The organism is Granulicella sp. dw_53 (genome assembly GCF_018449545.1).
Classification (GTDB): Bacteria; Acidobacteriota; Terriglobia; order Terriglobales; family Acidobacteriaceae; genus Edaphobacter.
The window spans coordinates 74,180-94,633 of the sequence record NZ_JAAVUR010000011.1; the positions used below are offsets into that span (position 1 = coordinate 74,180).

Consider the following 20,454-nt stretch of genomic DNA (forward strand, 5'->3'; position numbering starts at 1 on the left):
GGAAATTTGAGTGGTGCGGATGCAGATTCTTTGAGGTTTGAGAAGGCGAGATTGGAATTTAGAGCGTTTCATAGTCGAGTTTAAATCGTCGAAAGGTACTGTCGACGCGTGCAATGTATGTGTCGCTCCCGACGTTCCAAGAAAGGAATGTAGGGTATGATCCGCACTACTGCCTGGAGGAAGAGCATGTGTTTTTCGGCAACAGCGAACTTCGTAGGCAGCGCGGCGCTGGGCGTGATCGGCGTGGTGACGATTCGTGAGGTAAAGCACAGGCGGGAGCTACTCTTCGCCTCCTTTCCGATCCTGTTTGCGATTCATCAGTTCACAGAAGGTTTCGTGTGGCTGGGGTTGGATGGCGTTCTTTCGCCGAAGGTAACTCATAATGCGGGTGCGGCGTTCGTGCTCTTCGCGCAGGGGCTTTTGCCCTTTCTCCTGCCGCTGGGAGTCCTCTTGATGGAGCCGACCGCGAGACGAAGAAGGCGAATGATGCCGTTCGTTGTCCTGGGAACGGCACTTACGCTTTACATGTTGTGGGGACTGACAGCGTATCCACTGCAGGTCTATGCGATGGATCACAGCATCGTGTACTCCAACGTCGCGACCAATTTGACCTGGGTCGCTGTCTTATATGTAATTGCGACGTGCGGTTCGCTCTTCTTTTCTGGGATTCGGGAGCTCATTGCCTTTGGCGCGGCGAATTTGACGATCCTGCTGGTGGTCATGGCAGTGAAGCGTTACGCTTTCACCTCTGTCTGGTGTGCCTATGCGGCGATCGCCAGCCTGATCATCTGCAGCTACTTCCGGAAGAACCAGACCGGAAGACCGTTCAGTTATGCAGAGGCGATGTGAGGATTTAAATACGATGGCCCGCGATGGTTAATCGCGGGCCGTCGATTTAGATGCTGCAGAAGTTAGAGACCTTTAGCGACCAGGAAGAGGATGAGATCCTTGACCCGGCTGGAGTAGCCCCACTCGTTGTCATACCAACTAATGACCTTACCGGTATTGGTGCCGACCACCTTGGTGAGGAGGGAGTCGAAGATGGACGAGAGAGGATTGCCCCTGAAGTCGGAGCTGACGAGCTCCTCGGTGGTGTAGCCGAGGATGCCCTTGAGCGCGCCTTCGGAGGCAGACTTGATGGCAGCGTTGATGCTGTCGACGGTGATCGGCTTCTCGGAGACGAAGGTGAGGTCGACGACCGAGACGTTCGGGGTAGGAACGCGGATTGCAAAGCCGTCGAGCTTGCCGGACATCTCCGGGATGACGAGCTTCAGGGCCTTGGCGGCGCCTGTCGAGCTCGGGATCATGGAGAGGGCGGCTGCGCGAGCGCGGCGGAGGTCCTTATGGGGCGTGTCGAGGATGACCTGATCGTTGGTATAGCTGTGAATGGTGGTCATGATGCCCGAGGCGATGCCGAAGGTGTCGTGCAGGACCTTGACGACGGGCGCGAGGCAGTTGGTGGTGCAAGATGCGTTGGAGATGACGTTATGCTTAGCCGCGTCGTACTTCGAATCGTTGACGCCGAGGACGACGGTCAGATCCTCGTTGGTGGCGGGAGCGGAGATGATCACCTTTTTGACGGTGCTGCCGAGGTGGGCTTTGGCCTTTTCGGCGTCGGTAAAGAAGCCGGTGGACTCGACGACGATCTGTGCGCCGACGGAGGCCCAATCGAGTTTGGAGGGGTCCCGCTCGGCGAAGACCTTGAGCTGCTTGCCGTCCACAGCGATGAAGTCGGCTCCGTAGGTGATTTCCTGCTTGAGATTGCCGAGGATGGAGTCGTACTTGAGGAGGTGGGCCAGGGTGGCCGGGGTGGTGAGGTCGTTGACAGCGACGAACTCGATATCAGGGTTGCCTAGTGCGGTGCGGAAGACGTTGCGTCCGATGCGGCCGAAGCCGTTGATACCTACCTTAACTGCCATGTTCGCTGAAACTCCTGTCGAGATTAATGCATTGGGATGATTGTAGACCTGGGGCGGCAAAAAAAGGGCGATCGCGGATCTTCAGGTAGATGCCGATCGAAGCGGCGATGGGACAGGTGGGGTATACGGTGTGGTGCAGGGATTTGCGGGGGCGTTCCGGGCTGTGTTACAAGCGTGACATGCGCGAACTGCGCGAATGGATAAGCGAAAAAATGAGACGACGCCCTAGACGTGGACCGAACGAGTCGGAGTCCACCGGCAAAAGCGGGCAGGAGCTGCCTGTCGACCAACCAGCTCCCCTGAGACCGACCTATCCTGATGCTTTGCCGGCCCGTCCGGCGGCACCTCTAGCAAGTGTGACGGTTGAGGTACCGGAACCGGTAGCAGCCTCCATGCCGGAGCCGATTGCGACGCCGTTTGAGCCCGCCGCGCCTGAGAAGACCATGGTGGTGGAGACGCAGCCGGATTCGCTGAGCACGCCGCCGGCGGAGCAGACTGCCTTAAAGTCTCCTCGAGGCTATGTGGTTCTTACGATTGGACTGCCTGGTTCGGGTAAGACGACCTGGTACAAACGGCGGGGCGTGACTCCGCTGTCGAGCGACCTGCTGCGGACGCTGCTGTTTGACGATATTACGGAGCAGCGCTATCAGGGACTGGTCTTTAGCACGTTGCGGAGCTTGCTGCGGGCGCGCTTGATCGCCAAGATGCCGTGGAACTACGTCGATGCTACGAACCTTTCGCCGCATGAGCGGAAACAGTGGATCAAGATGGCGAAGAGCTTCGGGTATGAGGTCCAGGCAGTCTTCTTCGATGTGCCGTTGGCGGTCTGCATGGAGCGGAACAGCAAACGCGACCGCGCTGTGACCGACGAGGTGATGCTAAAGATGGCGGAGCGCCTGAAACCACCTAGTTTCAAAGAGGGTTTCGAGAAGATTACGGTGGTGCGGGTGAAGGGCCAGCCTGGCGCACTGCCGGTGTCGGCGCCTGATTCTGCCGTTGCAGGTGAGCAGGGTGGGGCAGAGCATGCTCCGGAGGCTGCTGAGTAGGCTGTTTGGCTGACCGCTCTCAGGATTTATAGACATGCCCAATGTTGGCGTTGAGTTCGCGAAGGTGAGCTACATGCTGGCAGATGGGCATGTTTTGCTGCGTGAAGTCTCCTTGAAATTGGAGGCGGAGAAGACGACTGCTCTGTTGGGGCGAAGTGGGTCTGGCAAGACTACTCTTTTACGGATGGTGAATGGGCTGGTGGTGCCGACGGAGGGGTCGGTGTCAGTCGTGGGAAAGGAGGTTTCGGCGGCCAGGACGGTAAGGGATTGGGTGTTGTTGCGGCGGGGAATTGGGTATGTGATTCAGGAGACGGGGCTGTTTCCGCATATGACGGTGGAGCGGAATGCTGGGCTGGCGCTGGAGCTGGCGGGGCGAGGGAAGGCTGAGATCGCTCGGCGGGCAGAGGAGGTTCTGGGGCTGGCTGGACTGGACTTTGGGGCATTGCGGGAGCGGTATCCTTGGCAGTTGAGTGGAGGGCAGAGGCAGCGAGTGGGGCTGGCTCGGGCTTTGGCGATGGATCCGGCAGTGTTGCTGATGGATGAGCCTTTCGGGGCGCTGGATCCGATTACGCGGGCGGAGATGCAGACGATGCTGCGGGAGCTGTTGGGACGGGTGAAGAAGACCGTTCTGCTGGTGACGCACGATCTGGATGAGGCGCTTTATCTGGCGGATCGAGTGGTGTTTCTGGAGGCTGGCGAGGTCGTCGCGGATATGGCTGCGGCTGAGGTGTTGGGATCTGAGAACGTGGCGGTGAAGGAGTATGTTGGGGCGGTGCATCGGGCGGTGCGGAATTGATGGGCTTTCTGCACTCGCACGGATGGGAGATCGCTCGGCTGACGTTTGAGCATCTTTGGCTGACGCTGAGTGCGATGGTGTTAGCGGCTGCGATCGGATTTCCTTTGGGAGTTCTGCTGACGCGGAGGCGAGCGTGGGCGCGACCTGTGATTGCGTTTGCAAATGTGGTGCAGACGGTGCCTAGTCTGGCGCTGTTTGGGCTGCTATTGCCTGTGCCTTGGCTGGGGGAGAATGCGGCTCGGCTGGCGATTCTGGCGCTGACGGGATATGCGCTTTTGCCGATTTTGCGGAATACGTATGCGGGCGTTGGTAGCGTCGATCCGGCGCTGGTGGATGTCGCGGAGGCGTTGGGGATGACGCAGTGGCAGCGGCTGGTGAAGGTGGAGATGCCGCTGGCGGCGAGTGTGATTTTGGCGGGTTTGCGGACGGCTACCGTGACTTGTGTGGGAGTGGCTACGATTGCGGCGGCGATTGGGGCGGGTGGATTGGGGGAGCTGATCTTCCGGGGAGTTGCGTCGGTGGATAACGGGCTGGTGCTGGCTGGGGCGATTCCGGCGGCTTTGCTGGCTTTGGGAGCGGATGCGGGCTTGGGGTGGCTGGAAGGTCGGCTTGCGGTGCGGCGGGTATGAGGGGCTTTGGGGCAGACCCCCTCCCCCCTTATTTAACTAAATTCCTCGAAGTAGAAGGGTTAGCTTTGTACTTAAAAATGGGTCGCGGGGTGAGGATGGGGTGGGTGGGGCTTCGTGGGGGGGCTTCTGGGGGCCGTTTTTGTCAAGTGCGAGGTGTTTCGGCGACGTGGCTCGCCGTTCTGGTTTTGTGTGGGCTTCAGGTGTTGGTGGGGTGTGCACCGCCACGATCTTCGCGGGTGGTGATTGGGGCGAAGAACTTTACGGAGCAGGTGGTGCTCGGGGAGCTGGTGGCGCAGGAGATCGAGGCGGTGACCGGGGAGCGGGTGGGCCGGCGGTTCTATCTGGCAGGGAGTTATCTGTGCCAGCAGGCGCTGGTGAGCGGGCGGATCGATGGGTATGTGGAGTACACCGGGACGGCGTTGACGGCGATTTTGAAGCAGCCGTTGCCTCCTCCGGGGCAGCGGGATGCGGCTCGGGTCTTTGAGACTGTTGCACGGCTCTATAAGGAGCGGTACGGCGTGCGGGTGGAGCCGGGGCTGGGGTTTGAGGATACGTTTGCCATGGTGGTGCGGGGAGCGGATGCGCAGAGGCTGGGGTTGAAGACGATCTCGGATTCGCTGAAGGTCGCGCCTGAGTGGAGGCTGGGGGTGGGGTATGAGTTTCAGGAGCGGCCGGACGGGCTGCGGGGGCTAGAGGCGGTGTATGGGTTGAGGTTCGCGGGACAGCCGCGGACGATGGATTTGGGGTTGCTGTACCGGGCGTTGGCGAGTGAACAGGTGGATATGGTGGCGGGGAGCTCGACCGATGGGCCGATACGGGCGCTGGGGTTTACGGTGCTGGCGGATGACAAGCATTACTTTCCGCCGTATGACGCGGTGCCCTTGGTGCGGGAGGATTCGCTGAAGAAGCATCCGGGGATTCAGGTGGCGTTGGATAAGCTGGCGGGGAGGGTGACGGCGGATGAGGTGCGGGGAATGAACGATGCGGTGGATGGGCAGCATCGGGATGTGGGGGATGTGGTGCGGGAGTTTCGGCGAGGGAAGGGTTTGTAGTGGTGACTGCGGATTGGGTGGATGAGCGCGATTTGGGAGGGGTTGAAGAGAACGAACCTTGACGGTGTTGGCGGAGGAAGGAAGGCGGTCGTGCTTTGCGCGATACCCCACCCTATCCGACGATGAGACTGTCGGAAAGGATGGGGCACCCGCTTTTGTGGTTAGGGGTGATTTTTGTGGCTGGGTGGGGAGTGGGTTTTTCCGCTGTGGAACTTGCGATGGTGGTGTGAATGCTTCGGTGGAAAGGATGGTCCTGGAGTGGGGTGGCGGGGTGATCTTGCCTCTCAAATCGGGGCTGGCGCATGTATATTTAGCTTGGCTGCGATGAAAGAGAGTAAGGGCTAAAGACATGCACTTCCATAGACTCCGAGGCTTCCTTGTCTCTAACACCTTCGTGCTGCTTTTTGGGCTGTTCCCGGTGGCGGGTTTTGGGCAGCAGGTTGTTCAGCGGGGAGCCTTCGGCAAGCCTGTTCAGGTTTACGATGAGACTCAGCTATGGACCACGCCTCTGATGGTTCAATCCGATCATGACATCGAGATATACATCCCTGATGTAACGAGTCCTGACTGGCTCAAGCTGAATTATCAGAACTTTGAAGACAGAGGGCAGTATGTGCTCTCGATGTTTACGTTTTACAAGACGACGAAGGCTTGCGTTGCCAGTCAGATTGGCTGGGGCTATGGTGATGCTGAGCATCTCGATGCTTGCATTGATATTGGCTACAGGGTTCGTCAGGCGGTAATAGACACGAATTTGAAGACGGTCACGCTGCTTATGGCCGCGATGGTGGGACAGGATGGCCAGATTGATCCTGCGTCGATCCAGACCCAATCGCTTGTGCGACGTTGGGTTGAACTTGACCCCAATACGCGGGTGGGGCTGGAAAAAGCTACTGAGATTGTTACAAAGCAGATGAAGATCTATGACGCTCGACTTCAGAGTGCTCGGTGATGGTTGTTGGTTGCGGTCTTAGTGGTAATGAGCGGTTCGGGATTTTGTGAATCCCACCCTTCGCTAGAGACAAAGGCGCGAAGGATGGGGCGCCCGGGCGGTTCGCCCGATACCCCACCCTATTTGCGATGAAGCTGCAAAAAGGGTGGGGCACCCGGATTTGTGGCGGGGATGAGGGGAGGTGGATCTAGATGGTTGAGCCTTGGTTGCGGGGTGGGTTGACGGAGTTGGATCCTTTGCGGCGTGGGGTGCTGCATGCGTTGGAGTTGGCGGTGGAGGATGTGGCGAAGTGGTGCGGGGAGCTTTCAGAGGCAGAGATGGAGGTGCGACCTTATGGGGTGGCTCCGGTGGGGTTTCATCTGCGGCATATGGCCCGGAGTCTCGACCGGTTGTTGACTTATGCGGAGGGGGCGTCGTTGAGTATGGCACAGCTGAAGAAGCTGCGGTCGGAGATGGAGACGGGTGGGCGGGACGCGACGCTGCTGGAGTTTGCCGAGGGGATGGAGGTGGCGGTGACGCGGGTGAGGCGGTTTGCTCCGGAGGGGTATTTCGAGGCGCGCAGGGTGGGACGGGAGAAGCTTCCAACTACGGTGGGTGGGCTGCTGGTGCACTGCGCGGAGCATACGCAACGTCATGCGGGACAGGCGGTGACCACGGCCAAGGTCGTCATGGGGATGCGTGGCTAAGGTAAGATGCTCCTGCCAAGGGTTAAATGAGCGCAGAGGAGACTTACGTATGAAGATGGTTCGTGCGGTAGTGTTGGTGGGCAGTCTGTTAGCGGCTTCGGGAGCGGGTGTGGCGCAGCAGAGCTACTTCACCAACTGGCCGGCTGGGGTGGCTCCGAATGAGGTGGGGAAGCGGGTTGCGGAGCACTTTGTTACGAGTCCGCACCAGTACATCAGCGCGAAGAATACGACGCTGCACTACTCGGAGGTGGCGACCTGGTATGGCTCTTTGACGTTTGCGAAGCTGACGCACGATAGCGCGCTGCAGGCCGCGCTGGTGAAGAAGTTTGAGCCTCTGATGCCGGGCGGGGCGGAGGCGAAGCTGATTCCGCAGAGACGTCATGTGGATGACTCGATCTTTGGGATCGTTCCGCTGGAGATTGGGATTCAGACGAAGGATGCGAAGTATCTGAGCTATGGGAAGAGCTGGGCGGACCGGCAGTGGGAGAATCCGCAGCCGGATGGGTTGTCGGCGGAGACGCGGTACTGGATCGACGATATGTACATGCTGACGATCCTGCAGTTGGAGGCTTACAGGGCGACCGGGGATAAGAAGTATCTGGACCGCGATGCGAAGGAGATGGCCGCGTATCTGGACAAGCTGCAGCAGCCGAATGGGCTGTTCTTCCATGCTCCGGATGTACCGTTCTACTGGGGGCGCGGGGATGGTTGGGTGGCTGCCGGGATGGCGGAGATGTTGAGCGAGTTGCCGCAGGGTCATCCGCAGCGGGCGCGGATTTTGAAGGGCTATCGGGAGATGATGGCGGCACTGCTGAAGTATCAGGGGAAGGATGGGATGTGGCGGCAGCTGATCGATAAAGAAGAGTCGTGGCCGGAGAGCTCAAGCTCGGCGATGTTCAGCTTTGCGTTGATCTCCGGGGTGAAGCATGGCTGGCTGGATGCAAGGATGTACGGGCCTGCGGCTCGGCGGGGATGGATTGCGGTGGTGGGGTATATCGACCAGAATCAGGACATCACCAGCGTGTGCGAGGGGACTGGCAAGCTGAACGATCTGCCGTATTATCTTGCGCGGCGGAGGCGGACCGGGGACTTTCACGGGCAGGCTCCAGTGATGTGGGCGGCTAGTGCGCTGATGCGGCCTTAATGGGATCTTGCAGAGAACTGACGAGTGCGGACTTCGCAGGTTAGGACGGATTTCAAGGCGTAACGGTGATGAAAGGGATTACTGCTTGATAAGAGCGGATTGTTTTGTTGGTTGGTTTTGTGAGGGCGGCGCTTAATCCAGAAGTTCTAGGTTGGGCTTGAGGATTAAGCGCCTCCGGGGATTGCAGATGGGCTAGATTACGAGGTGGCCCATCTTTTCGCGCTTGGTTTCGAGGTAGCGGGCGTTTTCGTCGGATTCGGGGACGAGCGCGGAGATGCGTTCGACGACCATGATTCCAGCGGATACAAGAGCGTCTACTTTTTCTGGGTTGTTGGTGATGAGACGCACGGCTTCCACATCGAGCATCTTGAGGATGGCGGCGGGGAGCTCGTAGGCGCGGCAGTCGGCTTTATAGCCTAGTTCCAAGTTGGCCTCGATGGTGTCGCGACCCTGCTCCTGAAGCTCGTAGGCTTGGAGTTTGGCCATGAGACCGATGCCGCGGCCCTCCTGGTTCTCGTAGAGCAGGATGCCGGCGCCGGCGTCGGCGATGGTGGCGAGGGCGAGTTCGAGTTGTTGGCGGCAGTCGCAACGGAGGGAGTGGAAGACGTCTCCGGTGAGGCATTGGGAGTGGATGCGGACGATGGGAGGCGCTGCGTGGATGTCTCCCATGACGAGAGCGACGGCGGATTCGACGCGGACGGCAGGAGCTGGGATGGCGGCGTTGCAGGGTTCAGGCGTTTCGATGATGCCTTCAAAGCCGAGGATGCGAAAGTGCCCCCAACGGGTTGGAAGGTCTGCATCGGCTAGCTTACGAACGCTGGAGAAGGGCATTAGCTGATTATACGGTTCCGGCTGCATGGGAGATTAGACTCAGGCGGATGTGGTTTTGATGCCAGGACATGGAGCGGGTGACAGAATGCTGACAAAAAAGGTGACGGGGTTTGGCGGGGAATTTTTTAGTGGTGACGGTGTAACTGGCGTTTGTGTCTTGAGCGTGGTGCGGCTGGTTGGCCTTGAGGTCGCTCTTGGTGGTGTCGTGTTGTTTTTTCGACGGCGGGATTAGAGTAGTGGGATGACACAGCTCGATCCGAAGCTGATCCTGGTAACGCTGCTGATAGAGCTGGGAGTGGCGGCGGCGGTGTCGAGTTCGCTGGCGCGGTCTAGTACCTTCAAGCGGCTATTGTTGACGCGGGAGCGGACGTCAAAGCAGACGGTAGGGCTGATCGCGTGGATTTGCGTGCCTTTAACGCTGGGAGTGTGGGTACGGGTGACGGTGCCGAACTTTCTGGCGGCGGATATCTCGTTTGAGACGACGATTCTGCTGGGGATTCTGGTGGGGCCGCTGGCCGGGATGGCGGGAGGAGCGGTGCTGGCGATTCCGGCGGTGCTGCACCACGAGTATTGGGCTTTGCCGGTGAATCTGGCGGTGGCGGCGATTGCGGGGTCGTTCGGGCGGTTCGCGAGTACCGAGGAGGTGTGGTCGTTCTCGCCGATGATCGACCTGAGCATCTACCACTGGGTGACACGGAATCTGCGGCGGCCGCATCTGGACCGGCAGATTTTGCTTCTGTTGCTGATTACGGCGATGCAGCTTGGGACGAGTATGCTGGCGCGGTTCTATCCGCGGCACTTCTTTGAGCTGCGATCGGATGACTGGTGGGTGGAGCTGGCGATCTGTGCGACGGCTCCAATTGTGGTGGGGATTCCGCTGAAGATATGGAACGCGATCCGGATTCAACAGAAGCTGGAGGAGCAGGGAAGGCTGCTGCTGGAGGCTCGGCTGGATGCGCTGCAACGGCAGATCAATCCGCACTTTCTCTTCAATACGCTGAACTCGATTACGTCGCTGGTGCGGTCGGAGCCGGAGTTGGCGCGGGAGATGATCGTGAAGCTGGCGAATATTCTGCGGGTGCTACTGAAGGATCGTGAGGCGTTTGTGCCGTTCAGCGAGGAGCTGGCGTTCACGGACGATTATCTGGATATCGAGGTGGTGCGGTTCGGCCATAAGCTGAGGGTGGTGAAGGAGATCGCGGCGGATACGCTGCATGTCGTCGTACCGGGGATGTTGCTCCAGCCGCTGATTGAAAACAGCATCAAGCATGGGCTGGAGCCGCGAATTGGCGGGGGAACGGTGACGCTGCGAAGCCGGATTACGGAGGGGGGGCGGCTGCTGATCGAGGTCGAGGATGACGGGGTGGGGATGGATCCGGAGCGGAAATCGGCTACGGGGAATGGATTGGTGAAGCCGGGGACGGGGATCGGTATGCGGAATGTCCGGGAGCGGATGCAGGTGCTCTATGGGGAGCTGGCTCAGGTGGAGATGGTGAGCCGGCCAGGGCGGGGAACGAAGGTCACTCTGATGATGCCGGTGTTGGATGCGGGCGCGGAGAACTGGACGCGGGTGGCGGCGGAGGCGGCGAGGGCGGCGTTAGGTACGGCGAGTCATCTGGTGGAGGATGCGGTGCGGGCGATGACGCGCTCGTAGTAGTCCTCGTAGATGGGGATGATGCGGGAGGTGCAGAAGTGGTCCTGGGCGGTCTTGCGGGCGGCGCGGGACATGGCTTCGTAGCGGGGTAGATCCGAGAGCAGGGCTATGGCGGCGGTGGCCATGGATTCAATGTCGCCTACTTCGAAGAGGAGGCCGTTGCTGTTGTCTTCGATGAGTTCGGGGACGCCACCGACACGGGTGCCGATGGCGGGAACGCTGCACGCCATGGCTTCGAGGGCAGCAAGGCCGAAGGACTCCATTTCGCTGGGCATGAGCATGAGGTCGGCGAGGGGGAGGAGCTCGTTGACGTTATCCTGCTTGCCGAGGAAGTGGATGCGGTCCTGGACCTTGAGCCGGCGGGCGAGGAACTCGGCGGCGGAGCGGTCGGGGCCGTCACCGATGAGCATGAGGCGGGCGGGCAGGGCTGCCGCTACGCGGGCGAAGACCTCGATGACGTCGAGGACGCGTTTGACGGGGCGAAAGTTGGAGAGGTGGACGAGGAGTTTTTCTTCGGGAGCTGCGAAGCGGGGGCGCATGGCGGCGACGAGCTCCGGCTTGCGGACGTAGACGTCGCAGTTGACGAAGTTGCGGATGACCTCGATCTCCGAGGTGATGCCGAAGGCTTCGCGGGTACGGTCGCGGAGGTGGCTGGAGATGCTGGTGACTCCGTCGGACTGAGTAATGCCGAAGCGGGTGACGGGCAGGTAGGAGGGATCGAGGCCGACGAGGGTGATGTCGGTGCCGTGGAGGGTGGTGAGGATGGGGAGGGTGCGGCCAGGGGTGTCGCCGGGCTGGCGCTGGAGCATCTGGGTCTGGATCATCTGGCGGGCGAGGATAGCGCTGACGGAGTGGGGGATGGCGTAGTGGACGTGGAGGAGATCGAGGGAGTAGAACTCGGCGACCTCGGCCATGCGGGTGGCGAGGGCGAGATCGTAGGGCGGGTGCTCGAAGAGCGGGTAGTTCGAGACCGCTACCTCGTGGAAGTAGATGTTGGCCTCGCGACCGGTGAGGCGGAAGGGTTGGGAGTAGGTGATGAAGTGAATCTCATGGCCGCGGGCGGCGAGTTCGATGCCGAGCTCAGTCGCGACGACTCCGGAGCCGCCGTAGGTGGGATAGCAGGTGATACCGATCTTGCGGGGAGACATGAGGTCGTTTGCCTAGCTCTTAAAATTAAGAACTTCTCTTTCTATAAAACTGAGGGCTGAAAGTCTAAGGACTTCTTTTATTTCTTTATAAAATTTTCTCGTACCCAGTATTGGGTTGAAAACGTCCCAGCTTGCGCATAGCGCCCATGAAGCCAAGGTCTCCGTAGTGGATGAGTTCGGGAGCGCCGGGTTGCAATATTCTTTGTGGCAAGACCTTGAGCAGAGCTTCGCGTTCGACATCGCGCGTGCCGCGGAGGCGGGTGGTGATGGCGTCCAGATCGGGATCGTTGTAGCCGGGGTGGCAGCAGAACTCGAAGAGGCCTTCGGAGGGGAGGGCGGCCAGCGTCTCGGCTAGGGTGTTGGCGTTGAGGTGACCGGTGGCGGAGATTCCGAGGGTGCCGTCTGTGGTGAGAACGTGATTGTGAACGATCTGCGGAATGCGCATGAAGCGGGCTTGCTGGCTGTTGAGCGCGTAGATCTGGAGACGGCGGAGGAGGCCGCCGTGACCCAGGGCCCGGGTGAAGGAGGGCTCGAACGGGTTGCGGATTGCTCCGATGGAGGCTCGTTGGGCGAGATGGAGCAGGGGGCGGGCGACGGCGGAGAAGAGGTGGGTATGTTTGTGGGTGTCGAGGTGGGTGACGTCGATTCCGGCGCGCTGGAGTTTTTGGAGCTGGGCTAAGGCTTCACGTTCGATGTCGTCTTCGTGGATATCGCCACGAAGCAGGGCCTGGGTGAAGTCGATGAGGCTGGGACGGAGGGTTTTGCCATCGCTGCCTATCAGCGTGGGAATGCTTTGAGGGTGGGCCACGGGAGTGCCATCGACCAAGGTGATGTGGCAGCCTACGCCGAGGGTAGGGTTGGCGTGAGCGATGGCTACGGCATCGTCAAAGGCGGGGCCGGTTGCCATGAGGGTCGCGGAGGTGAGGACACCTGCCTGGTGGAGTTCGGCGATAGCCCGGTTGACGCCTGGGGTTAGGCCGAAGTCGTCCGCGTTGAGGATGAGGCGGGGAGGCATGGAGGCGATCTAGAGCTTGGACCGGACGATCAAGAGTCCAAGAGGTCGTGAACAGATGGCGTTGTGTGCGATGGCTTACAAGCGAAATGGAGGGCAATGGTGATTCTGCTCGCCGGTTCAACTCTTTTGATTCAAGGGAGTTTGGTGGGCAGTGAGGGACTCGAACCCCCGACATCCTGCTTGTAAGGCAGGCGCTCTAACCAACTGAGCTAACCGCCCACTCCTTGGGCTATGCCTAAGTGTATGGCAGGCAAAGAGAGGATGCAATGCGGGAGGCTACTTATTCTTGCCTAAACGTCCTTCTGTTGGAGGTGGATCCAGCAGGAGTGCCCTTTTCGTGGGAAGATGTTCGGCTTCTCTGCGGGGCAGCCAGCATCTTTCAACGATTCGGAGGTGGAGTTTAGTTGGCGCCTGCGAGATCCAATAAAGTTTCGACAGTTTCTTCCGGAGCAGTCAGCATGCACAAATGTGTGGTGTCGAGCGTGGCTATGCGGACGGCTGGCCCCGGCTAAGCAGCTCCTGGGTCTGGTCAAAGTGCCGCGAGAGATTGCCGATGCAACGAACGTAGCTCTCATAGAGATATGGGAAGGGTCGCGGTAACGCCTCGACCGGGTTGAAGAGGCTTTGCCAAGGGTGGTCCACGAGACGGAGAGCTACGAATTAGATTGTCGCCGGGTCGGTCAGTCGGAGGAACGACAGGGCGACAGGAGGGATGGGCTTATTCTCGTTTTTGAGAGAGACCCATGTGGTCAGAAGTTCGTGCGGAAGATAGTCGGCTAACGCCTTTTCAGCTTCAGGGCGAAGGCATCGAGATGGATCATCGATTCCATTCGTGGCATACATGTTCATTGGTCGTCACCGTAAAGAGGACATAAAAATTGCAGGATGTTAGCCATCCTGCGAGGTGGGAGAGGTGTTCCTTAATGCAAGTCGACAAATTTAAGTTTGCCGATCAAGGGATTTCTGATCTCTCGATCAACGCGATTCATTCTGTCATCGCAATAATTGTTCTGATGGGAAAACAAGATGGTGGCGCGCTTATTCCTTGTCTGCTGTGCGAGACCGTGACTGGTAAATAAATTTTGGTAATACGCTGGAAGGCGTATGGATTACTGTGGCTCGGACCGCTACTAGCGACTTACCTTCGGGCCGATCCGGGTCAAGAACTTGATGTATTCAGCAAATTTCTCAGGAACGACGCGGTAGTAGACGTTGAGGCCTTCTTTGCGAGAGGTGATTAGTTCCAGATCGTGCAGCACCTTGAGATGATGCGAGAGCGTAGCCGAGGAGATCGGATGTTTCGCGTGCATCTCGCCACAGAAGAGCTCATCGTGTTCTGCGATCTGTGAATAGATTGCGAGACGGTTCGGGTCTCCCAGGGCTTTTCCAATCTGTGCAACCTCGAAGTCCGTCATTTTTTTCATATTGAATAAGACTGGGTTCTGCGTGTTGTTGGTAAATCGATTGTTGTGAGATGCTCCAGCACATTTTGAATCGAACTATTTCGATACTAATCTAAATACTCGTCGAGTGTTCAAGCGCCCTACAGATGGAGAGATTAATATATGTGGATTGTTCGACTTGCGTTAAATAAGCCCTACACGTTTATTGTGGCTGCGATTTTGATTCTCGTGCTCGGCTTCACTTCGATTGCTACGACTCCGACGGACATCTTTCCAAATATTGATATTCCTGTAGTTACGATCATCTGGTCTTACTCCGGCCTGCCGGCGAAGGAGATGGAACAGCGCATCACGACCTTCAGCGAGTTTGTCATGGCGGTGGTCAATGATGTGAAGGCTATCGATTCGCAGACGGTGAACGGCGCCAGCGTCATTAAGATTTCGTTCCAGCCACAGGTCCGTATCGATGCGGCTATGTCGCAGATCGGAGCAGCCGTAAGTTCGATCCGATTCCGCATGCCACCAGGCGTAAACCCACCGTGGATCTTGCGTTTCAGCGCGTCGACGGTGCCGATCATTCAGTTGTCGCTTTCCAGTGATACGCTCTCCGAATCAGAGCTGTATGACTACGGACTCTTTCGTGTTCGTCAGCAATTGTCTACTGTTCCGGGTACTTTGCTGCCCGCGCCGTATGGTGGCGTGGCTCGGCAGATTATGGTGGACCTCGACCAGAACGCGCTGCTTGCGAAGGGGCTGACGCCGATCGACATAACTGCAGCTATCAATGCTCAGAACGTAACACTTCCTTCTGGGTCGGCTAAAGTAGGGAATCGTGAATATTCCGTAAGTACTAACTCAAGTCCGGTCGACGCACTGATGTTGAACGATGTACCGATTAAGACTGTCAACGGATCTCTGGTTTATATGCGGGACGTTGCGCATGTTAGAGACGGCTGGGCTGTGCAGCAGAATTCATCTCGTGCCAATGGCAAGCCTGGCGTTCTGCTTGCCATCATGAAGACGGGATCGGTATCGACGCTCGATATCGTCAACCAGATCAAGAACGACGTTCTTCCTACGACGCGAGCGGCGGCGCCGAAGGGACTGAACATCAAGGAACTCTTCGATCAGTCCATCTTCGTCAAAGCTTCTATTGTGGGTGTTTTGCGTGAAGGAGTCATCGCTGCGTGCTTGACGGCGTTGATGATTCTGCTGTTTTTGGGGAGTTGGCGGAGCACGCTGATCATTGCCATCTCCATTCCACTCTCGATCCTTAGTTCGATCATCGTTCTCAGTGCAATTGGGGAGACGATGAACACGATGACCCTGGGAGGCTTGGCGCTGGCGATTGGCATCCTGGTTGACGATGCGACGGTCACTATCGAAAACATCCATCGTCATATGGATGAGCAGCCGCTGAAAGAGGCGGTGCTTATTGGTGCATCGGAGATCGCAACGCCTACGCTGGTTTCCACGCTGACCATTTGCATCGTCTTCGTGTCGGTGATCTTTCTTACTGGCCCGGCGAAGTATCTGTTCACGCCGATGGCGCTTGCCGTGGTGTTTGCCATGCTTGCGTCTTATGTTCTCTCCAGAACACTTGTTCCGGTACTGGTGAATTTCTTCCTGGGCGCCGAACATACTTTTGGTTCAGAGACGAGTGGGCATGCGGAGGAGCCTAAATCGCGTTCCATCTTTGGCCGGATCAATGATCGCTTCAACGAAGGCTATCTTTGGGTTCAGGGCCGTTATACACGGACGTTGGAGACGATTCTGCATCATCGACGGATCTCCCTCTTTGTTTCAATTGGGGTGATGTCCACGGCGTTCCTGCTTTTGCCGTTTGTTGGCAGAGACTTTTTTCCGTCCGTGGATGCCGGCCAGATTCGATTGCATATAAGGGCTCAGCCTGGAACTCGTATTGAAGCTACTAAGGTGCTGTTCAGCCAGGTGGAGGAGCAGATTCGCAAGACGATTCCTGCGAATGAGACTGAGCTGATCCTGGATAACATCGGGCTTAGTCCTGAGACCTTCAACTATGCCTTTGGCGATGGAGCGACCATCAGTAGCGCCGATGGCGAAGTGTTGATCGCGCTCAATGAGAAGCATCATGGCTCGACGGAGAAGTATGTGAAGAGACTGCGGTCACAGCTTCAAAAGCAGTTCCCGGATGCGGTCTTCTTCTTCCAGCCTGCGGATATTGTGACGCAGATTCTCAACTTCGGTCTTCCGTCGCCGATCGATGTTCAGGTGCAGGGGTATGATCCGGCCAACTATGAGATCGCACGCCGTCTCCGAGAGAGGCTTGCGACTGTTCCTGGGACGGTTGATGTTCATATGCACCAGGTGGTGAATGCTCCGGATCTTCACCTCGATATCGATCGTGTGCGATCTGCGCAGTTTGGTCTCACGCAGCAAGATGTCGCGAATAGTATCTACATCTCCCTTAGCTCAAGCGCGGCGGTGCAGCCGAACTTCTGGCTGGATCCGAAGATGGGTATCACCTATGCTGTGGCGGCTCAGACGCCGCAGTATCGCATCGACTCTATCAATGCCTTGCAGAACACGCCTATCCCGATCCACACAATGAATGACCGCACTGAGATATTGGGCAATATGGCGACGCTAACACCGGCCGTTCTGCCGGTTGTTATCAATCACCATAATGGCGCTCCGGTGTTTGATATTTATGCGAATACTCAGGACAGCGATTTGGGTTCTGTTGCGAAGCGAGTGAATCGAATCGTGACAGAGGAGAGTAAGAATCTTCCTCCTGGAACTAAGATCGTGGTGCGCGGACAGGTGGAGAGTATGAATGAGGCGTTCGACCGGCTTGGACTTGGTCTTACGTTCGCGGCACTCCTGGTCTACCTGCTCATGGTTGTGAACTATCAGAGCTGGCTGGATCCGTTCATCATCATCTGTGCCCTTCCGGGAGCGTTCTGCGGCATTGTGTGGGCGCTCTTTCTCACGCAGACTACATTCAATGTTCCCAGTCTCATGGGAGCGATTATGTCGATCGGAGTAGCGACCGCCAACTCGATTCTTCTGGTCACCTTCGCCAACGAGCTTATGGAGAAGGGCACGGCTCCGCTTGAGGCTGCGGTGACTGCCGGCCACACACGACTTCGTCCCATCATCATGACGGCGTTCGCGATGATTATCGGAATGCTGCCCATGGCGCTCGGTCTGGGTGAGGGAGGGGAACAGAATGCGCCGCTGGCGCGAGCTGTTATCGGTGGCCTCGGCGTCGCGACCTTCGCTACTTTGTTCTTCGTTCCTTTGATGTTCACTTTGATTCATGGAAGAAATGCCAATAAGCCCCAGGAGGCCGTATGACACAGCAAATTGATATCCGACCCACAGAGCAGCGTCAGGGAGTGTCTACCCGGACCGTCATCCGAATTACGGGAGTGGTTGCCCTATTCGTTGTTCTCCTCGCCATAGGCATCTTTCCCCGCCTGGCGCGGCAACGGGAGGCTCTCGCCGCCGTCAACGAGTCGGCTGTGACGCATCCGATCGTGTCCCTGGTTCACCCGAAGAAGGGGGAGCCTACGTCTGAGTTGCTCTTACCGGGTAACATTCAGCCGCTTTACACTGCAGCCGTGTATGCAAGGTCCAATGGCTATGTTGAACGGCGGAACGTCGATATTGGTTCGAAGGTGAAGGCGGGACAGCTACTTGCTGTCATCTCCTCGCCCGAGGTCGATCAGCAACTCTTGCAGGCTCGTGCGACGCTTGCCCAGTCTCAGGCATCGCTCCAGCAGGCTAAGGCGTCGCTTGAACAGGCCAAGGCGAATGCGGAGATCACGCGCCTTACCAAGGAGCGTGATCTTCCGCTGGGAGAGGAGCATGCTATCTCGCAGCAGATTGTCGATGAAGCGGTCCAGGCGAACAATGCACGGGTTGCGGATGTTGTTGCCGCAAACGCGAACATTACCGCGGCTGAAGCCAATGTGACGGCGAATCGGGCGAACGTCTCGCGCCTCGAACAGATGCAGGGGTTTGAGCGCATCGTTGCTCCATTCGATGGTGTTATTACGGAACGCAATGTAGAACGCGGAGATCTGGTGAACACGGGAGGTGCTGCTGCAGGGAAGCCGCTCTTCTCCATCGCACAGAGTCAGACGCTGCGCATCCAGGTTGATGTGCCTCAATCGGAGGCCGTCAACATTCAGGATGGTCAGAAGGCATCCATCGACGTTAAAGAACGTCTTGGCCGCGAGTACACGGGAACGGTGGTACGCAGTGCAAGCTCTCTCAACAGTGCGGCGCGGACTATGTTGACCGAGGTGCAGGTCGATAATCGCGATGGTTCTCTGCTTCCGGGCATGTATGCGCAAATTAAGTTCACGCTAGGACAACAACGGGCTTCGCTTATTATCCCCACCAGTTCTCTCGTCATTGATCGGGCAGGCATGCATGTGGTGACTGTCACCGAGGCAAAGAAGATTCACTTCATTCCGGTCGCTATCGGAAGGGATATGGGAACACAGGTCGAGATCCTGGATGGCCTTACGGGTTCTGAATCTCTGGTCGCGAGTCCAAGTGACCTTCTCAATGAGGGACAGAGTGTCGAAGTGCAATGAGCAGTGGCTGTGCCTATCAAACTGCCGAAGACAAGTGGAAGGACATTGTGATGAGACGAAGTATTGAAACGCTACTAAAACTCGCGGCCGTTCTTGTGTTGGTGGGTTGCAATGTCGGGCCCAACTACAAACGACCGGCCGTCGATGTGCCGCAAGCTTACCATGGAGCACTGGCTCCGGATGTTGCGCCGAACTCGTCTGCGGCATCATTCGCTGATGAGCAATGGTCTAGTATTTTTCAGGATGCTACCCTGCGACGTCTTGTGCAAGAGGCGTTGACGAACAATCTCGATCTTCGTATTACCGCCCAGCGTGTACTCGAGGCTCAGGCACAGCTTGGCATTACCCGGTCACAGCAATATCCAGTTGTTAGCGGTGGAGGTAGCTACACCGCTATCCAAATTCCCTCATCGCTGGCAGGCAAAAATAGCGACGGGACCCCTGCAAATTCTTTCTTTGTAGGCGGCGGGCCCAGTGCATCCGGTGCGTGGAACCTCGATTTCTGGGGAATGTACCGCAGACAGACGGAGGCCGCTAAGGCGGAGCTTCTAGCCAGCGAGTGGGGCAGGAGAGCGACTCTTACTACGCTGGTCCAAGGCGTGGCACAGTCGTACTTTGACTTACGCAGTCTGGACGCCCAACTCGAGGTTACTCAGAACACGATTAAGGCTCGTCAGGATTCATTGAAGCTTACACGGTCGCTTGAAGCGCATGGAGCTTCGTCTCTTGCAGATGTGAGGCAGGCAGAAGAGTTGCTTCACGCGGCGTTGGCGAACCAGCCTGACCTGAGACGGCAGATTGCAATTGAGGAGAACGCTATCAGCATCCTCCTGGGCCGCAACCCAGGCATGATCGATCGCGGGTTGCCCCTTGCGGATCAGCCGCATCCTCAGGAGATCCCAGTGGGGGTTCCGTCCCAGCTTTTGGAGAGGCGTCCGGACGTTCAACAGGCTGAAGCAAAGCTTATTGCAGCTAACGCCCGCATTGGAGTGGCGCGTGCACAATACTTTCCGCAGATCTCCCTTACGAGCCTGGGAGGAGCGGCCAGTAGTCAGCTCAATTCTGTCTTCACAGGGCAGAACTCCTACTGGCTGGCTGCCGGCTCGGTCACGGAGCCGATCTTCGATGGCGGCCGTATTCGGAGCAACTACCATCTGTCGCAAGCGCAGGAGCAGGAGATGCTTCTCGGGTATCGAAAGACGATCCTGAATGCGTTCAAGGACGTCTCGAACTCCCTTGTTTCTTACAAGGAGACGAGAGAGCATCGTGAGGAGCAGGCTGCTCAGGTGACGTCTGCTGCGGACGCCGTCCGTCTCGCCAGGCTACGCTATGCGGGTGGAAATACAAGCTATCTGGAGGTCCTGACTACCGACACTGCGTTGTACGATGCACAGTTGCTTCTGGCTCAGGCACAACAGCAGGAAGCAAGCTCTCTGGTGCAGCTCTATGCTGCGCTCGGTGGAGGGTGGCAATAATCCTCGGCGCTGTGCGTTGGGCTTATGTCGGAGAACGAAGGTTGGATTGCAATCGGTCGGGTTCTGCGAACTGACTGTCTCTTTGTATCCGGGATGTGGGCATGGTTCTCTTGCA

The 20,454-nt window shown here is 57.9% G+C and carries 19 protein-coding genes and 1 tRNA gene; 14 read left to right on the forward strand and 6 right to left on the reverse strand.

Translation table 11 applies throughout. The features are described 5' to 3' along the window. Positions 1-186: 186 nt before the first annotated feature. Positions 187-849, forward strand: coding sequence for a DUF6629 family protein (locus HB393_RS17135; RefSeq protein WP_213806413.1), 663 nt, complete (start codon positions 187-189; stop codon positions 847-849). Between the two features lie 62 nt (positions 850-911). Here the strand turns inward: HB393_RS17135 and gap are convergent, their stop codons facing one another. Next, entirely contained in the window at positions 912-1,919 is a 1,008-nt protein-coding gene (gene gap / locus HB393_RS17140) for a type I glyceraldehyde-3-phosphate dehydrogenase (protein ID WP_213806414.1), read from the reverse strand. A gap of 212 nt (positions 1,920-2,131) precedes the next feature. On the opposite strand from gap, the gene HB393_RS17145 reads away from it, so the two are divergent. The 7 genes from HB393_RS17145 to HB393_RS17175 all read left to right on the forward strand — a co-directional run bounded on the left by HB393_RS17145 (position 2,132) and on the right by HB393_RS17175 (position 8,224). Then, positions 2,132-2,965 (forward strand): ATP-binding protein, encoded by an 834-nt coding sequence (locus HB393_RS17145; RefSeq protein WP_213806415.1) that lies wholly within the window; start codon positions 2,132-2,134, stop codon positions 2,963-2,965. 34 nt (positions 2,966-2,999) lie between these two features. Then, positions 3,000-3,761, forward strand: coding sequence for an ATP-binding cassette domain-containing protein (locus HB393_RS17150; RefSeq protein WP_213806416.1), 762 nt, complete (start codon positions 3,000-3,002; stop codon positions 3,759-3,761). Continuing rightward, on the forward strand, positions 3,761-4,390 hold the full coding sequence (locus HB393_RS17155) for an ABC transporter permease (protein WP_213806417.1): 630 nt from the start codon (positions 3,761-3,763) through the stop codon (positions 4,388-4,390). The genes HB393_RS17150 and HB393_RS17155 overlap by 1 nt, the downstream gene beginning before the upstream one ends. A gap of 146 nt (positions 4,391-4,536) precedes the next feature. Next, on the forward strand, positions 4,537-5,442 hold the full coding sequence (locus HB393_RS17160) for a glycine betaine ABC transporter substrate-binding protein (RefSeq protein ID WP_345945268.1): 906 nt from the start codon (positions 4,537-4,539) through the stop codon (positions 5,440-5,442). Between the two features lie 349 nt (positions 5,443-5,791). Then, complete coding sequence (locus HB393_RS17165) at positions 5,792-6,394, forward strand: hypothetical protein (protein ID WP_213806418.1); 603 nt, start codon at positions 5,792-5,794, stop codon at positions 6,392-6,394. A 191-nt stretch (positions 6,395-6,585) separates the two neighbouring features. Beyond that, complete coding sequence (locus HB393_RS17170) at positions 6,586-7,080, forward strand: DinB family protein (RefSeq protein WP_213806419.1); 495 nt, start codon at positions 6,586-6,588, stop codon at positions 7,078-7,080. A 49-nt stretch (positions 7,081-7,129) separates the two neighbouring features. Further along, positions 7,130-8,224 (forward strand): glycoside hydrolase family 88 protein, encoded by a 1,095-nt coding sequence (locus tag HB393_RS17175; protein ID WP_255551260.1) that lies wholly within the window; start codon positions 7,130-7,132, stop codon positions 8,222-8,224. A 192-nt stretch (positions 8,225-8,416) separates the two neighbouring features. On the opposite strand, the gene ribA is transcribed toward HB393_RS17175, so the two are convergent. After that, positions 8,417-9,055, reverse strand: coding sequence for a GTP cyclohydrolase II (gene ribA, locus HB393_RS17180; RefSeq protein WP_213806512.1), 639 nt, complete (start codon positions 9,053-9,055; stop codon positions 8,417-8,419). Between the two features lie 85 nt (positions 9,056-9,140). Here ribA and HB393_RS17185 point away from each other — a divergent pair, with 85 nt between their 5' ends. Together HB393_RS17185 and HB393_RS17190 are read left to right on the forward strand one after the other, a co-directional pair. Next, positions 9,141-9,287 carry a hypothetical protein gene (locus HB393_RS17185; protein ID WP_213806420.1) on the forward strand — a complete coding sequence of 49 codons (147 nt, stop codon included), beginning with the start codon at positions 9,141-9,143 and terminating at the stop codon, positions 9,285-9,287. Between the two features lie 9 nt (positions 9,288-9,296). After that, positions 9,297-10,709: a histidine kinase gene (locus HB393_RS17190; RefSeq protein WP_213806421.1), complete on the forward strand. Its 1,413-nt coding sequence runs from the start codon at positions 9,297-9,299 to the stop codon at positions 10,707-10,709. On the opposite strand, the gene bshA is transcribed toward HB393_RS17190, so the two are convergent. The 3 genes from bshA to HB393_RS17205 all read right to left on the reverse strand — a co-directional run bounded on the left by bshA (position 10,667) and on the right by HB393_RS17205 (position 13,091). After that, a complete protein-coding gene (bshA, locus tag HB393_RS17195) occupies positions 10,667-11,857 on the reverse strand; it encodes an N-acetyl-alpha-D-glucosaminyl L-malate synthase BshA (RefSeq protein ID WP_213806422.1) in 1,191 nt (396 codons plus the stop codon). The genes HB393_RS17190 and bshA overlap by 43 nt on opposite strands. Before the next feature lie 85 nt (positions 11,858-11,942). Then, the gene (locus HB393_RS17200) at positions 11,943-12,872 is read right to left on the reverse strand and encodes a ChbG/HpnK family deacetylase (protein ID WP_213806423.1); all 930 of its coding nucleotides are present in this window, start codon (positions 12,870-12,872) and stop codon (positions 11,943-11,945) included. 142 nt (positions 12,873-13,014) lie between these two features. After that, positions 13,015-13,091 (reverse strand) — tRNA-Val (locus HB393_RS17205). Positions 13,092-13,795: 704 nt separating this feature from the next. Between HB393_RS17205 and HB393_RS17210 the strand changes: the two genes are divergently transcribed. Next, the gene (locus HB393_RS17210) at positions 13,796-13,951 is read left to right on the forward strand and encodes a hypothetical protein (protein ID WP_213806424.1); all 156 of its coding nucleotides are present in this window, start codon (positions 13,796-13,798) and stop codon (positions 13,949-13,951) included. Positions 13,952-14,002: 51 nt separating this feature from the next. Here the strand turns inward: HB393_RS17210 and HB393_RS17215 are convergent, their stop codons facing one another. Further along, entirely contained in the window at positions 14,003-14,296 is a 294-nt protein-coding gene (locus HB393_RS17215; protein WP_213806425.1) for a metalloregulator ArsR/SmtB family transcription factor, read from the reverse strand. A 141-nt stretch (positions 14,297-14,437) separates the two neighbouring features. Here HB393_RS17215 and HB393_RS17220 point away from each other — a divergent pair, with 141 nt between their 5' ends. Genes HB393_RS17220 through HB393_RS17230 form a run of 3 tightly spaced genes read left to right on the forward strand, consistent with a single transcriptional unit; the run spans position 14,438 to position 20,339 of the window. Then, positions 14,438-17,614: an efflux RND transporter permease subunit gene (locus HB393_RS17220; protein ID WP_213806426.1), complete on the forward strand. Its 3,177-nt coding sequence runs from the start codon at positions 14,438-14,440 to the stop codon at positions 17,612-17,614. Beyond that, entirely contained in the window at positions 17,611-18,864 is a 1,254-nt protein-coding gene (locus tag HB393_RS17225; protein WP_213806427.1) for an efflux RND transporter periplasmic adaptor subunit, read from the forward strand. The genes HB393_RS17220 and HB393_RS17225 overlap by 4 nt, the downstream gene beginning before the upstream one ends. 50 nt (positions 18,865-18,914) lie before the next feature. After that, on the forward strand, positions 18,915-20,339 hold the full coding sequence (locus HB393_RS17230; protein WP_213806428.1) for an efflux transporter outer membrane subunit: 1,425 nt from the start codon (positions 18,915-18,917) through the stop codon (positions 20,337-20,339). Positions 20,340-20,454: the final 115 nt, after the last annotated feature.

What these genes read in the sequence shown, in the direction of transcription:
- HB393_RS17210 (WP_213806424.1), top strand. Translation starts at nt 13,796, where the DNA reads ATGCAAGTCGACAAATTTAAGTTTGCCGATCAAGGGATTTCTGATCTC.
- HB393_RS17175 (WP_255551260.1), top strand. Translation starts at nt 7,130, where the DNA reads ATGAAGATGGTTCGTGCGGTAGTGTTGGTGGGCAGTCTGTTAGCGGCT.
- HB393_RS17185 (WP_213806420.1), top strand. Translation starts at nt 9,141, where the DNA reads ATGCTGACAAAAAAGGTGACGGGGTTTGGCGGGGAATTTTTTAGTGGT.
- gap (WP_213806414.1), bottom strand. Translation starts at nt 1,919, where the DNA reads ATGGCAGTTAAGGTAGGTATCAACGGCTTCGGCCGCATCGGACGCAAC.
- HB393_RS17215 (WP_213806425.1), bottom strand. Translation starts at nt 14,296, where the DNA reads ATGAAAAAAATGACGGACTTCGAGGTTGCACAGATTGGAAAAGCCCTG.
- HB393_RS17220 (WP_213806426.1), top strand. Translation starts at nt 14,438, where the DNA reads ATGTGGATTGTTCGACTTGCGTTAAATAAGCCCTACACGTTTATTGTG.
- HB393_RS17225 (WP_213806427.1), top strand. Translation starts at nt 17,611, where the DNA reads ATGACACAGCAAATTGATATCCGACCCACAGAGCAGCGTCAGGGAGTG.
- HB393_RS17155 (WP_213806417.1), top strand. Translation starts at nt 3,761, where the DNA reads ATGGGCTTTCTGCACTCGCACGGATGGGAGATCGCTCGGCTGACGTTT.
- HB393_RS17190 (WP_213806421.1), top strand. Translation starts at nt 9,297, where the DNA reads ATGACACAGCTCGATCCGAAGCTGATCCTGGTAACGCTGCTGATAGAG.
- bshA (WP_213806422.1), bottom strand. Translation starts at nt 11,857, where the DNA reads ATGTCTCCCCGCAAGATCGGTATCACCTGCTATCCCACCTACGGCGGC.
- ribA (WP_213806512.1), bottom strand. Translation starts at nt 9,055, where the DNA reads ATGCCCTTCTCCAGCGTTCGTAAGCTAGCCGATGCAGACCTTCCAACC.
- HB393_RS17150 (WP_213806416.1), top strand. Translation starts at nt 3,000, where the DNA reads ATGCCCAATGTTGGCGTTGAGTTCGCGAAGGTGAGCTACATGCTGGCA.
- HB393_RS17145 (WP_213806415.1), top strand. Translation starts at nt 2,132, where the DNA reads ATGAGACGACGCCCTAGACGTGGACCGAACGAGTCGGAGTCCACCGGC.
- HB393_RS17135 (WP_213806413.1), top strand. Translation starts at nt 187, where the DNA reads ATGTGTTTTTCGGCAACAGCGAACTTCGTAGGCAGCGCGGCGCTGGGC.
- HB393_RS17165 (WP_213806418.1), top strand. Translation starts at nt 5,792, where the DNA reads ATGCACTTCCATAGACTCCGAGGCTTCCTTGTCTCTAACACCTTCGTG.
- HB393_RS17230 (WP_213806428.1), top strand. Translation starts at nt 18,915, where the DNA reads ATGAGACGAAGTATTGAAACGCTACTAAAACTCGCGGCCGTTCTTGTG.
- HB393_RS17200 (WP_213806423.1), bottom strand. Translation starts at nt 12,872, where the DNA reads ATGCCTCCCCGCCTCATCCTCAACGCGGACGACTTCGGCCTAACCCCA.
- HB393_RS17170 (WP_213806419.1), top strand. Translation starts at nt 6,586, where the DNA reads ATGGTTGAGCCTTGGTTGCGGGGTGGGTTGACGGAGTTGGATCCTTTG.